Here is a 12,854-nt window from a genome sequence, read left to right as displayed (position 1 = left end):
CCAAACGCGGAAGGGCCCCGGGGACGAGCGTCCCCGGGGCCCTTCCGCCGTAGGGCGGCGCGGGCGTCAGACGACGGCGCCGTCGTCCGCCTCGCGGGCCGCCTTGGCGGCGACGCGCTGCTTGGCCTTGCGCTCCTTGATGACGTGCGGGGCCGGCGTCCGGTCCCACTTCTGGAGCCACACGGCCAGCGGGACGGCGACGAAGACCGTCGACACCACACCCGTGGTCAGGCCGACCAGCATCGCGATGGAGAAGTCCTGGAGCGAGGACCCGCCGAAGAAGGTCAGGAAGCCCAGGATGATCCACGCGCCGACGGTCGTGTTGACGGTACGCGGCAGGGTGTTGATGATCGCCCGGTTGGCGATGTCGGTGAACGACGACTTCTCGTCGCGCGCCCACTCGTCGCGCACGCGGTCGAACACCACGACCGCGTCGTTGACGGTGAAGCCGATGACGCTCAGGATCGCGGCGAGGAACACGCCGTCGATCGGCTTGCCCAGCCAGATGAACAGGCCGACCACGAGCAGCATGTTGAACGCCAGCGACAGCATCGTGGAGACGCCGAACGACCAGCGGAAGCGCCAGGCCAGGTAGATCATCTGCAGGGCCAGCGCCGCGCCCAGCGCGATGAGCGCGCGGTTGCGCAGCTCGTCGCCCATGCTCGGGCCGATGAACTCGTCGCTCACCACCTCGACGCCGCCGGTCTCCTCCGTCAGCGCCTCGGTGATGGAGTTGGCCTCGGTGTCGCTGATCTGGCCGGTGCGCACGGAGATGTCCCCGTCGCCGGCCTCCTGCACCACCGCCGTGTCCGAGCCGGCGAAGCCCAGGTCCGAGACGATCGCGCGGGCCTCGTCCACGCTCACCTGCCGGTCACCGGTGACCTGGTACTCCAGGACGCGGCCGCCGGTGAACTCCACGCCCAGGTTGACGTTCTGCACCAGCGGGGCGACCAGGGAGGCCGCCACCAGCACGCCCGCGACGATGAGCCCCTTGGAGCGGTGCTTCATGATGTCGGGGTCGCGCTTGACCAGCCAGGTGCGGACCGGGCCGATCCGGTCCAGGCCGCTGATGGCCGGGTGCTTGCGGATGACGGCGCGGCGCACCGCCCACTCCACGAACACGCGCGCGATGACCAGCGCCGAGAACATCGACACGAGGGTACCGATGCTCAGCGTGACGCCGAAGCCCTGGACGGTGCCCGAGGCCAGGAAGAACAGCAGCGCGGCGGCGAGCAGGGTGGTGACGTTGGTGTCCAGCACCGCGCTCCACGCCTTGGAGGTGCCCTCCACGAACGCCTTCTCCAGGCTCGGCGGCACGGCGCGGCGGCGACGGCGGGCCAGGGCACTCGTCTTGCCGCCCTCGTCCTCCTTCATCCCGGCCGAGCGGTTGGCCTTGTAGACCGACTGCTGGCGCTGGTACTCCTCGCGGGCCCGCTCGAAGATCAGGACGTTGGCGTCGATGGCCATGCCGATCGCGAGCACGAAGCCCGCCAGGCCCGGCAGGGTGAGTGTCGCCCCCAGCGCCACCAGGGCCCCGTAGGCGATCAGTGTGTAGAACGCCAGCGCCAGGGAGGCGAGGAAGCCCACCAGGCGGTAGGCCAGGGTGATGTACAGGGCGGTGAAGGCGATGCCCAGGACCGCGGCGATCGCGCTGGCCTGGATGGCCTCGGCGCCCAGGGTCGGGCCGACCGTCTGGCGCTGGACCTCGGTCACCGGCAGCGGCAGCGAGCCGCCCTCGATGAGGACGGCCAGCTCGTCGGCGGTCTCACGGGTGAAGGTCGGGCTGGTGATCGTGGTCTGGCCGCCGGGCATGCCCGCGTCGCAGCCGATCTCCGGGTTCACCTCCGGGGCGGAGATGATCTGGTTGTCGAGCACGATCGCCACCCGGCGGCGCGGGTCGCCCTGCGGGAAGCAGGCGGCGTCGGCGGTCAGCGTGCGCCACTGGTCGCGGCCCTCGCCGCGAAAGCCCACGTTGACGGTCCACTGCGCGCGGTTGACGCTGTCGAGCGCGGCCTCGGCGCTGGACACCCGGTCGCCCTTGATGGAGGTCTCGCCGAGCTGGAGGTAGGTGCCGTCGGAGTCGGGGAGCGTCATGACGACGTCCTCGGGGTTCTCGGCGCTGGGCCCGGCCTGGCCGGGCTGCTGGCCCTGGCCGCCGCCCATGCCGCCGAGCAGCTCCTGGAGCTCCTCGTCGGTCATCTCGCCGCCGCCCTCGCCGCCCTCGGCGGGGGCCTCCTCGCCGGCGGGGGCCTCCTCGGTGTCGCGGGGGGCGCGGGCCTCGTCGGCCTCGCCCTGCGGCGCGTTGGCGAAGTCGCCGGGCGCCTGGACGCCCTGGCCGCCGCCCTGGCCCACGCCCAGCACGGGGTGGAAGGACAGCTGGGCGGTCTGGCCGACGATCTGGGCCGCCTCGGCGGGGTCCTGCACGCCGGGGAGCTCCACGATGATCCGGTTCTCACCGGAGCGGGACATGGTCGCCTCGGCCACGCCGAGGCGGTCGATGCGCTGGCGCAGCACCTCGACGACCTGGTCGGTGTTCTCCGAGTTGGCCGGGGTGCCGTCGGGGCCGTCCTGGGTCTCCAGGACGATCTGGGTGCCGCCGCTCAGGTCGAGGCCCAGGCGGGGCGGAAGGAACCACGCCGCGCCGAAGGCGACGGCGATGACGAGCAGGGACACGAGGGCGCGCAGCCAGCGCGCCCCTGCCCCCGTCGATGCTGATGTGGACGTGGCCAAGGGGTCGTTACCTCTCACTGCGAAAAAGCCGATGGAGATCCGGACGCGCTGCGGGCACGGGGCCGGGGGATGCGGCGTCCGGGGATGGGATCAGGACGGGAGCGCGGTGAGAGGCGGGGCCCGGGTGGGCGGCAGGTCCCGCGGCACGGCCTGCGGGGGCGCGGGTTCGGCGCGCGGCGGGTCCGCGGGCCACCAGGGCTGGTCCCAGGAGGCCAGGCGCAGGACGGGGACGGGCAGCGCGTCGGGCAGGTCGCGCACCCCGGACCTGGTGTCGCAGGTCGCGGGCGGCGGCCCGACGGAGACGCGGTGGTCGTCGTGCCCGGCCCGCTCCACGCGGTCGGGCCCCGGTTCGGCGTCCGCGGCGCCGGTGGCGCTGGCCACCCCGTAGGAGGGCAGTGCCGGGAGCACGGGCTCGCCCGCGCCGACCCCGGGCACGGAGAACACGACGAGCAGGGCCACCCCCGCGGCCAGCGGGGCCGCGAGGGCGCGGGCCCGGGCACGGACGGCACGGGTCAGGGCACGGGGAACCGTGGTGACCACCGCCTCAGGTCGGGGGGCGCCTCCGGGCGCCGAGTCGCATGCGTCACAGTGCGCGCGTGTTCGTCCAGCAGAGCATACGGGTACCCGCGGTCTCCGGGGAATCTCCCGTACCGGGTCGTACTCCCTCCGGCCCGCCGACCGGGAGTGCGTGCCAGGGCCCCGTCGGCTTTAGGCTTAGGGCATGTCGTCGAATCGCCACATCCTGACCGCGGTCGCTTGGCCTTACACCAACGGACCGCGCCACATCGGCCACGTGTCCGGCTTCGGGGTCCCCTCCGACGTCTTCTCGCGCTTCCAGCGAATGTCGGGCAACCACGTGCTGATGGTCAGCGGCACCGACGAGCACGGCACCCCGATCCAGGTCCTGGCCGACCAGGAGGGCGTCTCCGCCCGGGAGCTGGCCGACCACTACAACCGGGTGATCGCCGAGGACCTGGTGGCCCTGGGCCTGTCCTACGACCTGTTCACCCGCACCACCACCGGCAACCACTACGCCGTGGTGCAGAAGCTGTTCACCACGCTGTACGACAACGGCTACGTCTTCGCCCGCACCACCAAGGGCGCCATCTCCCCGTCCACGGGGCGCACCCTGCCCGACCGCTACATCGAGGGCACCTGCCCGATCTGCGGCTACGACGGCGCGCGCGGCGACCAGTGCGACAACTGCGGCAACCAGCTGGACCCGATCGACCTCGTCTCGCCGCGCTCCAAGATCAACGGCGAGACCCCTGAGTTCGTGGACAGCGAGCACTTCATGCTCGACCTGCCCGCCTTCGCCGGCGTGCTCGCGGAGTGGCTCAAGGGCAAGGAGGGCCAGTGGCGCCCCAACGTCCTGAACTTCTCCGTGAACCTCCTGGACGACCTCCAGCCGCGCGCCGTCACCCGCGACCTGGACTGGGGCGTGCCGATCCCGCTGGACGGGTGGAGCGACAACGCCAACAAGCGGCTGTACGTGTGGTTCGACGCGGTCATCGGGTACCTGTCCGCGTCCATCGAGTGGGCCGAGCGCACCGGGGACCCGCAGGCGTGGCGCCGCTGGTGGCAGGGGGAGGACCCGGAGTCCTTCTACTTCATGGGCAAGGACAACATCGTCTTCCACTCGGTGATCTGGCCGGCCATCCTGCTGGGCGTGAGCGGCGGGGGCGACCGGGGCGGCGAGCCCGGCCCGCTGGGCGCGCTCAACGTGCCCACCGAGGTGGTCTCCAGCGAGTTCCTCACCATGGAGGGGCGCAAGTTCTCCTCCTCGCGCCGCGTGGTGATCTACGTGCGCGACTTCCTGGAGCGCTACTCCGCCGACGCGCTGCGGTACTACATCATGGCCGCCGGGCCCGAGACCCAGGACACCGACTTCACCTGGGCCGAGTTCGTGCGCCGCAACAACGACGAGCTGGTGGCGGCCTGGGGCAACCTGGTCAACCGCTCCGTCTCCATGGCGGCCAAGAACCTCGGCGAGATCCCCGCGGCGGGCGAGCTCACCGACGAGGACCGCCGCGTGCTGGAGGCGTCCGCGGCCGCGTTCGCCACCGTCGGCGCCCGCCTGGAGCGCTCGCAGTTCAAGGCCGGGCTCCAGGAGGCGATGCGGACCGTCGCCGAGGCCAACAAGTACATCTCCGAGCAGGCCCCGTGGGCGCTGAAGAAGACCGACCCGGAGCGGATGGCCACGGTGCTGCACGTGGCGCTCCAGCTGGTCCAGGACGCCAACACCCTGCTCACGCCGTTCCTGCCGGAGTCGGCCAACAAGGTGTACGCGATGCTGGGCGGCGAGGGGACCTGGACGGGCATGCCCCGCCTGGACAAGGGCCACGACACCATCGGCGGCTCGGCGGAGAAGGTGGACTACCCGGTCATCACGGGCGACTACGCGGACAACGCCGCCCGCTGGGAGTCGACCCCCATCGTGCCGGGCACCCCGCTGGGCCGGCCCGAGCCGCTGTTCGCCAAGCTCGACCCGTCCATCGTGGACGAGGAGCTGGCCCGGCTGGAGGGCGGCACCGCCGGGTAGGGCCGGCGCGGGGCCGCGCCCCGCGGGGAAGATACGGACACACCGCCGCGCCGACGGGCCCGCCCGTCGGCGCGGCCCGTCGTGGAGGGAAGAACATGGGCAAGCGGTCGGGGAGGGCCGTCGAGGCCCGCAACGCGCAGACGCCGCCTCCGGCGCCGGAGCCGCTGCGGGTCCCGGTGGCCGACAGCCACACCCACATGGACATGCAGACCCCGGACGTCGGCGAGATCATCGCCGCCGCCGAGGCGGTCGGGGTGACCCCGCTGCTCCAGGTCGGCGTGGACCTGGCGTCCTCGCGCTGGGCGGCCGAGACCGCGGCGGCCCACCCGGGGAAGGTGTGGGCGGCGGTGGCCCTGCACCCCAACGAGGCGCCGCGCGTCGTCCACGGCGACGGCGCGGACGGCGTGGAGGTCGACGACGGCGACTGGGCCGGCAAGGCCCGGGGGCCCGGGGGCTTCGAGGCCCTGCGGCGGGAGCTGGCCGCGATCGACGCCCTGGCCGCCCTCCCGGAGGTGGTGGCGGTCGGGGAGACCGGCCTGGACACCTTCCGCACCGGCCCGGAGGGCGCGCGGGCGCAGGAGGAGTCGTTCCGCGGCCACATCGCCGTCGCCAAGCGGCACGGCAAGGCGCTGATGATCCACGACCGGGAGGCCCACGAGGACGTCTTCCGGGTGCTGGAGGAGGAGGGCGCCCCGCGCACGGTGGTGTTCCACTGCTTCTCCGGCGACGCCGCCATGGCCCGCCGCTGCGCCGACCTGGGCTACTTCATGAGCTTCGCGGGCAACGTGACGTTCGCCAGCGCCGAGCCGCTGCGCGAGGCCGCGCTGGCCGCCCCGGCGGAGCTGCTGCTGGTGGAGACGGACGCGCCGTTCCTGACCCCCAAGCCCTACCGGGGCCGCCCCAACGCGCCTTACCTCATCCCGCACACGCTGCGGACCCTGGCTGAGGTCAAGGGCTTGGACGAGGACGGACTGGCGGCGACCATCGCCGGCAACGCCCGGCGGGCCTTCGGCTTCTGAGACGCCGGACCCGGGACGGCCGGCGCTCCCGGACCCGGCCCGGACCCGGGGACGCCCCGGACCGCCGGGAACGGGGACGCGCGCGAGCGGCCCCCGGCCCCGCGGGGCCGGGGGCCGCGGTCAGCGTCCGCCGCGCTTGAGCCGGCCGCGCTCGCGGCCCTCACGGGTGGCGGTCTTCCACTTGCGCGTCTGCTCGGACCTCAGCCGGGCGTCGCCCCGGGCGCGGTTGCGCTCCGCCTCGCGGCGCAGCCGGTTCCAGCGCTCCAGGCGGCTCAGGTCCAGCTCGCCCGCGTCGACGGCGGCGCGCACCGCGCACCCCGGCTCTCCGCCGTGGGCGCAGTCCCGGAACCGGCACCGGCCGGCCAGGTCGGTGACGTCGGCGAAGGTGCGGTCCACGCCCTCCGTCTCGCCGGGGACGTCGATACGGCGTACCCCGGGGATGTCCAGGACGACCGCCCCGCCGGGCATGGACAGCAGCTGCCGGTGGGTGGTGGTGTGGCGTCCCCGCTTGTCGCCGCGGATCTCGCCGGTGTCCATGAGGTCGCGGCCGGCGACGGCGTTGACCAGGCTGGACTTGCCCGCGCCGGAGGTGCCCAGCAGCACCCAGGTGGTGCCGGGCGCCATGCGCTCGGCGAGGCCCTCCAGCCCCTGCCCGGTGTGCGCGCTCACCACGTGCACCTCGATGCCGGGAGCGACCGAGCGCACGAGTTCGACGACCTCGGGCAGCCGGTCCCCGGCGAGCTCGGCCTTGGTGACGGCGACGACGGGTTCGGCGCCGCCCGCCCAGACCAGGCTGAGGAACCGCTCCAGCCGGCCCACGTTGGGCCCCTGGTCCGCGGCCTCGCAGATGAGGACCCGGTCCACGTTGGCGGCGAGCACCTGGTCGTGGGAGTCCTTGGCGATGCCCTGGCGGACGAGGGTGCCGGACCGTTCCAGTACGGCCTCCACCAGCCAGGTGTCGCCGGAGCGGCGCAGGGCGACCCAGTCGCCGGTGCACGGCGCCGCCGCGGGATCGGCCCGCGCGTCCCTGAGGACGGCGGGGGAGTGGTCGGCGGGGACGTCCCCGCCGGAGACGCGGACCACCGAGCCGCCGCGGCGGGCCGCGGAGACGCGTCCGGGCACCAGGGGGTGCTCCGAGGCGCGGGAGGCGGCGTCGAAGGCCGCGGACACGCGCGGGCTCCAGCCCAGCGGGTCCAGCGGGTGCGAAGACGTGTCGGAGACACGGATGTTCACGGTGTGGCTCTTTCTTTCGGAGAAAGCGAGCCGGGCACCTGCGGGAGGCGCGCTCAGGGCTCGCGGAACATCGGAAGGGGGTGCTCGTCGGCAGGGACGGACACGGGCATCGGTCGCCCTCCTCTCCGGAACGTTCCGCGGCGGACGCACGCGGACCCGCCGAAAATACCCTCGGCGGGTCCGCGGTGGCCAGTGGTTTTCTTCCGGGCGGTCAGCGCTGGCGCGTCCAGACGTCGTCGGCCGGCCTGCGCGCCTCCTCCACCGGTGCGGCGGTGCGCACCGTGGCGTGGCGCGGGTTGTACCCGGCGTCCCCGGGGCGCACCACGTCGTCCGGGGGGACCGGGGCGGCGTGCCCGGGACGGCGGCTGTAGTCCGTGCGCTCCTCGTCGACCCCGAGCAGCAGGAAGAGGCTGCACACGAGCAGGAAGACGAAGAGGATCACGATCAGCGGCAGCAGAAGGTCGGGCACGGTGGAGCCCTCGGGGGCGCCGTAGCGGGTGAAGTCGGGAGCCTGGTGGTGCACGCCCGCCATGCCGGTGTAGTGCATCGAGGTGATGGCGACGCCCATCAGGAGCGAGGCGCCCGCGTTGGCGCCCACCCTCCGGACCCGGGTGGCGAACCACAGGGCGGCGGTGGCCGCCGCGATCGCGATGACACAGGAGGCGGCCACGTAGAGGGGGTCCAGGTGCAGCTCGCCGTGGACGTTCATGGAGGCGACGCCGGTGTAGTGCATGGCGAGGACGCCACCGCCCAGCAGCAGGCCGCTGAGCAGCAGCCAGGGGGTGCTCCTGCGGCCCAGGCTCAGGGAGAGCGCCCCGCCCATGACCACGATCGCGATGACGCCGCTGGCGATGGTGAGCACCGGGTCGTAGCGGATGGCGGTGCCCGTGAGGCGAAAGCCCATCATGGCGATGAAGTGCATGGACCACACCGCCATGCCGCCCAGGGCGAGGGCCGCCAGGAAGGTCCACTGCCACCGGGCGAACCCGGAGGTGCGCCGGGCCCGGTAGGCGAAGGACAGCCCGAGGAAGGAGCCGATCACCGAGACGGAGAAGGCGATGGCGGGGGTCAGCCAGTCCTGGCCGAAGGCATCGTCGAGCACGGGACTCCACTTTCCATGACCTGCGTCACACTGGACGCGGATTATGGATGTTATGCAGGAAACGCCCGGAAAACCAGGGGGCCAACGGAATCCGTTTGTTCGGGAGGGAACGGATCACGGGGCCGGCGGAGTTTTCCGGCCCCGTGCTCCCGATGTCCGGATGGGATTATCGGTTGTTCGTCCGCGTGGGGTCGAAAACGTGACGGGGAGAATACTCTCCGCTTTCCGTGTTCTCTTCTTCCGCGGCCGGTTCGGGGTCGGGGCCGGGACGCCGCGGCGTGTCCTCCACGCCCAGCATGAGGAAGAGGCTGCACACGAGGAGGAAGACGAAAAGGCCCACCACGAGCGGCAGCAGCAGGTCCGAGGAGGTGGCCCCCTCCGGGGTGCGGACCATGGCCTGGTCGTTCACGGTCGCACTCATCCCGAACATGCCGGTGTAGTGCATGCAGGAGACCGCGGCGCCCATGAGCAGGGAGGCCAGGGTGATGGCGGGCAGTCCCGCGACGCGGCGGACGAACCACAGGGCCGCCGTGGCCGCGGCCAGGGCGATCACCGACGCGGCCACCACGTACACCGGGTCGTGGTGCAGGTCGCCGTGCAGGTTCATCGAGGCCATGCCCATGTAGTGCATGGCCACGATCCCGGAGCCCGCGATGGCGCCGCCGATCAGCAGCCAGGTGTTGGTGCCGCGGCGGATGGTGAAGTACAGCGCCACGCCCATGACCAGGACCGCGACGGCGCCGCTGGCCAGGGTCAGGGGGGTGTCGTAGCGGATGGGCGTGCCCGAGACCCGAAAGCCCATCATGGCGATGAAGTGCATGGACCACACGGCGGTCCCGCCCAGGCAGACCGCGCTCAGCAGGAGCCACTGCCAGCGGGCGAAGCCGCTGGTGGTGCGGCGGGCCCGCACGGAGAGCATCAGGCCGATGAAGGAGCCGAGGACCGATACCGCGTAGGCGATCACCGGAGTCCACGGACCGTAGGCGAAGTGGTCGATCATGTAGTGCCATCCCCGGCTGTGTGCTTTCCCGAAAGGAAAGCATAGAAAGCGGATGCCGGGAAAAGAACCCCTGGATATTACGCCGTAACTCTTTTGGGACCTTGGACCCTGGAAGAAACCCTTAATCCGGAGGAAATGTCACCCAAGGTGACCGTGATCTCCGTGTCCGGTATCACCGGCGGTGTTCCCGGGCCGGTGCCGGGGGCGGCGCAGCCCCTGGAAGGCGATCGTGGCCAGGGTGTCGGCGACCTCCTCCGCGGACAGCCCGCGGTCGGGCTTGTACCACTCCACGACCGAGTTGACCATGCCGAACAGCAGCCGGCCGGCCACCGCCGGGTCGACGTCGTCGCGGATGTCCCCGGCGACGATGCCCTCGCGGACCAGGTCGGCCACCAGGTGGTCGAACTCCCGCCGCCGCTCCAGGGCGTGCTTCTCCACCTCGGTGTTGCCGCGCACCCTCAGCAGCAGGGTGACGTGCGGCAGCAGCTCCACCAGCACCTGGACGCTGCCGCGCAGGACGTGGTCGAGCCGGTCCACCGCCGGTCCGCTGACCGAGGCCTCCTCGCGGGTGACCGCGAACAGGGCGTCCAGGGCCAGGTCCAGCGACCGGCGCAGCAGCTCGGTCTTGCTGGAGACGTGGTGGTAGATCGCCGACTTGGTGACCCCCAGGGCGCGGGCCAGGTCCTCCATGCTCGTGCCGTCGTAGCCGCGTTCGTTGAAGACGCGGGCCGCCACGTGCAGAACGGAGTCGGCGTCGTGTCCGGGGCGTCCGGAGCGGCGCCTCCCGGGGCGCGGGGGCGCGGTCTCGCCAGGGCTGGTTCGGGGCACGGTTGTCGAATCTACCTCGTGTCGTGGGCGGCGTGCGGGCCGGTCGCCCGGCCGCGGGCGGCGTGTCCGGCCCCGCCCCGTGCGGGGGACGATTACCGAACGATCGGTCGGTACGGAGTCTACGGGGGATCCGGGCGTGTCGGGAGGGCCGAGGGCCCGCCGCGGTGCGCTTCGGACCCGTCCGCCGGGGCGCGTCCGGCACGCACGGTGACCGCGCGGGCGCGGAAGGGATCGGGAGCGCTAAAGATGCGTTAAGTGACTTGTGTCCCTTTTGGGAAAAGCGTAGTTTTTCTCCGCTTTCTTTGTCCGCGGGCGCAATCCGCCCCGATACTGAGAAAAACGAGACTCCCCATGGCCATTTCACGTCGTCACGCCCTGCGCGCCTCCCTTCTGGGCGGTGCCGGAGTCGCCTTGGCCACCGCGGCTCCCGCGCCGGCCTGGGCCGAACCCGGCCTCCCGTTCGCGGGGGGCGCGCACGAGGCACTGCGACTTCTCAAAGAGGGGAACCGGCGCTGGCGCCGATTCGCCTCCCGCCACCCCAACGAGGGGCGCAACCGCCGGATCGAGGTGGCGCAGGGGCAGAACCCCTTCGCCCTGATCCTCGGCTGCGCCGACTCGCGCGTCGCCCCGGAGCTGGTCTTCGACCGGGGCCTGGGCGACCTGTTCACCGTCCGCTCGGCCGGCGAGGTCCTGGACTCCTCGGTGCTCGGCAGCATCGTCTACGCCGTCGAGCACCTGGCGGTCCCGCTCGTGGTGGTGCAGGGCCACTCCTCCTGCGGTGCGGTGAGCGCCGCCGTGGAGGCGCACCGCACCGGGGAACTCCCGCACGGCCACGTCGGCTACCTCGTCGAGCAGATCCTGGAGGTCGTCGAGTCGACCCCCGAGGACGGCGACGACTTCATCGAGGACTGCGTGCGGGCCAACGCCGTGCACGTGGCGGACCTGCTCCGCCGGGACGAGGAGCTGCGGCCGTTCGTCGAGGCGGGCGACCTGGACATCGTCGCGGCGCGTTACGACCTTCGGGGGTACGGCGTCGACTGGCTCTGAGTCGAACCTCCGGCGCCGTTCGCGGGGCTCGGGCTGAAGGGCCCGAAAAACCCACACGGCAATAAAGGCGATCGCCCGTATTATTTCGGGCGGTCGCCGTTTTCTTTGTCCTGTGACGGTTGGGTCGTGTGTGAAATTTTCGCTTCTCCGTTGTCGACGCGGCCCTCCTATCAGGCATTACTAAATAAATCTCTGGAAAGCCAGCGAAAAGGAGCGAATGCGCCTATCGTCGTGCCTGTCCGTGCAAGGGCGGCCCGCGGCCCCGTCCGCCGCGGGCCGCCCGACCCCGTCTCCGCGAAGGACCGATGTGCGCGCGATCGACCGACAGATGAGGGACCTGCTCCAGACCCCCGGCGTGCGCAGCGTCCACCTCGTCGACTGGCGGAGCGGGCGCACCCTCGCGCACGTCGGCGCCGCCGACACCGCCGACGACGCCGTGGCGGTCCTGCGGGCCGTGCTGGAGGGCCCGCTCTGCGCGGACCAGGGGCTGGAGGACGTCGTGGTCTCCGACGCCCGGAACCACGTCCTGGCGGCCGTCCTGGCCGCGTCGGCGGACCTGTGCCTGCGGATCCGGGTGTGCCGGGACGAGGGGAACCTCGGCTTCGCACTGCGGGAACTGCGCCGCCTCGCCCGCACCGCCCGGGAGCCGGCGCCCCGCCGCGACCGCCCCCGGCTGCCGGGCCGGGGACCCGTCCCCCGGCCCCGCCGGGCCGAACCCGTGGACCGCGGCGTCCTGGAGCGCGTCCTCGCCGCGCTGCGCACCCTGCCCGTCGACCGCCCCGACCGGGCGGTGACCGTGTGACCGGCGGGACCTCCCCGCGCCGCGCGGTCCACGGTATGCGCCGCTGGATGGCCGACCGGAAACGGACGCGCCGAACCACTCAAAGGAGAGAGAAGGACATGCCGAACATCGAAGCCGGCCTCAAAGAGATGATGGAGATCGACGGGGCGGTCGGCGCCGCCGTCGTCGACTACAGCAGCGGGATGGCGCTGGGCACCCTCGCGTCCACCAACACGCTGGACCTCACCGTCGCCGCGGCGGGCAACACCGAGGTCGTCCGCGCCAAGATGCGCACGATGGACCAGCTCGGCCTCAACGACGCCATCGAGGACATCCTCATCACGCTGTCCGGGCAGTACCACGTCATCCGCCCGCTCACCAGCCGCAAGGGCCAAGGGCTCTTCCTCTACCTGGCGCTGGACCGCTCCCGGGGCAACCTCGCCCTGGCCCGGCACCGCCTCCGGGGCATCGAGGAGACCCTGGAGGTCTGACCGCCGGGTCCGGAACGGGCGGGGCGGCGATGGGGGACAATTGCGGAAGACCCCGCTCTCCCACAGCCGCCCCCACGCCCG

11 protein-coding genes are annotated in these 12,854 nt (G+C 72.4%); 5 read left to right on the top strand and 6 right to left on the bottom strand.

Annotated elements, in window-relative coordinates:
- Window positions 1-66: 66 nt before the first annotated feature.
- The gene (secD, locus tag BUE45_RS08180; RefSeq protein WP_073377073.1) at window positions 67-2,730 is read right to left on the bottom strand and encodes a protein translocase subunit SecD; all 2,664 of its coding nucleotides are present in this window, start codon (window positions 2,728-2,730) and stop codon (window positions 67-69) included.
- 90 nt (window positions 2,731-2,820) lie between these two features.
- Window positions 2,821-3,270 carry a hypothetical protein gene (locus BUE45_RS08175; protein ID WP_245832888.1) on the bottom strand — a complete coding sequence of 150 codons (450 nt, stop codon included), beginning with the start codon at window positions 3,268-3,270 and terminating at the stop codon, window positions 2,821-2,823.
- A gap of 181 nt (window positions 3,271-3,451) precedes the next feature.
- Between BUE45_RS08175 and metG the strand changes: the two genes are divergently transcribed.
- Together metG and BUE45_RS08165 are read left to right on the top strand one after the other, a co-directional pair.
- The gene (gene metG / locus BUE45_RS08170) at window positions 3,452-5,272 is read left to right on the top strand and encodes a methionine--tRNA ligase (protein ID WP_073377071.1); all 1,821 of its coding nucleotides are present in this window, start codon (window positions 3,452-3,454) and stop codon (window positions 5,270-5,272) included.
- Window positions 5,273-5,367: 95 nt separating this feature from the next.
- Window positions 5,368-6,291: a TatD family hydrolase gene (locus BUE45_RS08165; protein WP_073377068.1), complete on the top strand. Its 924-nt coding sequence runs from the start codon at window positions 5,368-5,370 to the stop codon at window positions 6,289-6,291.
- Window positions 6,292-6,411: 120 nt separating this feature from the next.
- On the opposite strand, the gene rsgA is transcribed toward BUE45_RS08165, so the two are convergent.
- The 4 genes from rsgA to BUE45_RS08145 all read right to left on the bottom strand — a co-directional run bounded on the left by rsgA (window position 6,412) and on the right by BUE45_RS08145 (window position 10,361).
- On the bottom strand, window positions 6,412-7,524 hold the full coding sequence (gene rsgA / locus BUE45_RS08160; protein WP_073377066.1) for a ribosome small subunit-dependent GTPase A: 1,113 nt from the start codon (window positions 7,522-7,524) through the stop codon (window positions 6,412-6,414).
- A gap of 211 nt (window positions 7,525-7,735) precedes the next feature.
- Window positions 7,736-8,626 (bottom strand): MHYT domain-containing protein, encoded by an 891-nt coding sequence (locus BUE45_RS08155; RefSeq protein WP_073377063.1) that lies wholly within the window; start codon window positions 8,624-8,626, stop codon window positions 7,736-7,738.
- 166 nt (window positions 8,627-8,792) lie between these two features.
- Window positions 8,793-9,626, bottom strand: coding sequence for an MHYT domain-containing protein (locus tag BUE45_RS08150; protein ID WP_073377060.1), 834 nt, complete (start codon window positions 9,624-9,626; stop codon window positions 8,793-8,795).
- Between the two features lie 138 nt (window positions 9,627-9,764).
- Window positions 9,765-10,361 (bottom strand): TetR/AcrR family transcriptional regulator, encoded by a 597-nt coding sequence (locus BUE45_RS08145; protein ID WP_073377057.1) that lies wholly within the window; start codon window positions 10,359-10,361, stop codon window positions 9,765-9,767.
- A gap of 444 nt (window positions 10,362-10,805) precedes the next feature.
- On the opposite strand from BUE45_RS08145, the gene BUE45_RS08140 reads away from it, so the two are divergent.
- From BUE45_RS08140 to BUE45_RS08130, 3 genes are all read left to right on the top strand, one after another.
- Window positions 10,806-11,501 carry a carbonic anhydrase gene (locus BUE45_RS08140; RefSeq protein WP_073377055.1) on the top strand — a complete coding sequence of 232 codons (696 nt, stop codon included), beginning with the start codon at window positions 10,806-10,808 and terminating at the stop codon, window positions 11,499-11,501.
- A 307-nt stretch (window positions 11,502-11,808) separates the two neighbouring features.
- Window positions 11,809-12,303, top strand: a complete 495-nt coding sequence (locus BUE45_RS08135) for a hypothetical protein (RefSeq protein WP_073377053.1) — start codon at window positions 11,809-11,811, stop codon at window positions 12,301-12,303.
- Window positions 12,304-12,401: 98 nt separating this feature from the next.
- Entirely contained in the window at window positions 12,402-12,773 is a 372-nt protein-coding gene (locus BUE45_RS08130; protein ID WP_073377050.1) for a hypothetical protein, read from the top strand.
- The last annotated feature ends 81 nt before the right edge of the window (window positions 12,774-12,854 follow it).

The sequence above is a fragment of the Nocardiopsis flavescens genome (genome assembly GCF_900141985.1).
In the GTDB taxonomy this organism is placed as follows: Bacteria; Actinomycetota; Actinomycetes; order Streptosporangiales; family Streptosporangiaceae; genus Nocardiopsis; species Nocardiopsis flavescens.
Note: the sequence above shows the minus strand (reverse complement) of the source record. Positions and strands in the feature narration are given on the sequence as shown.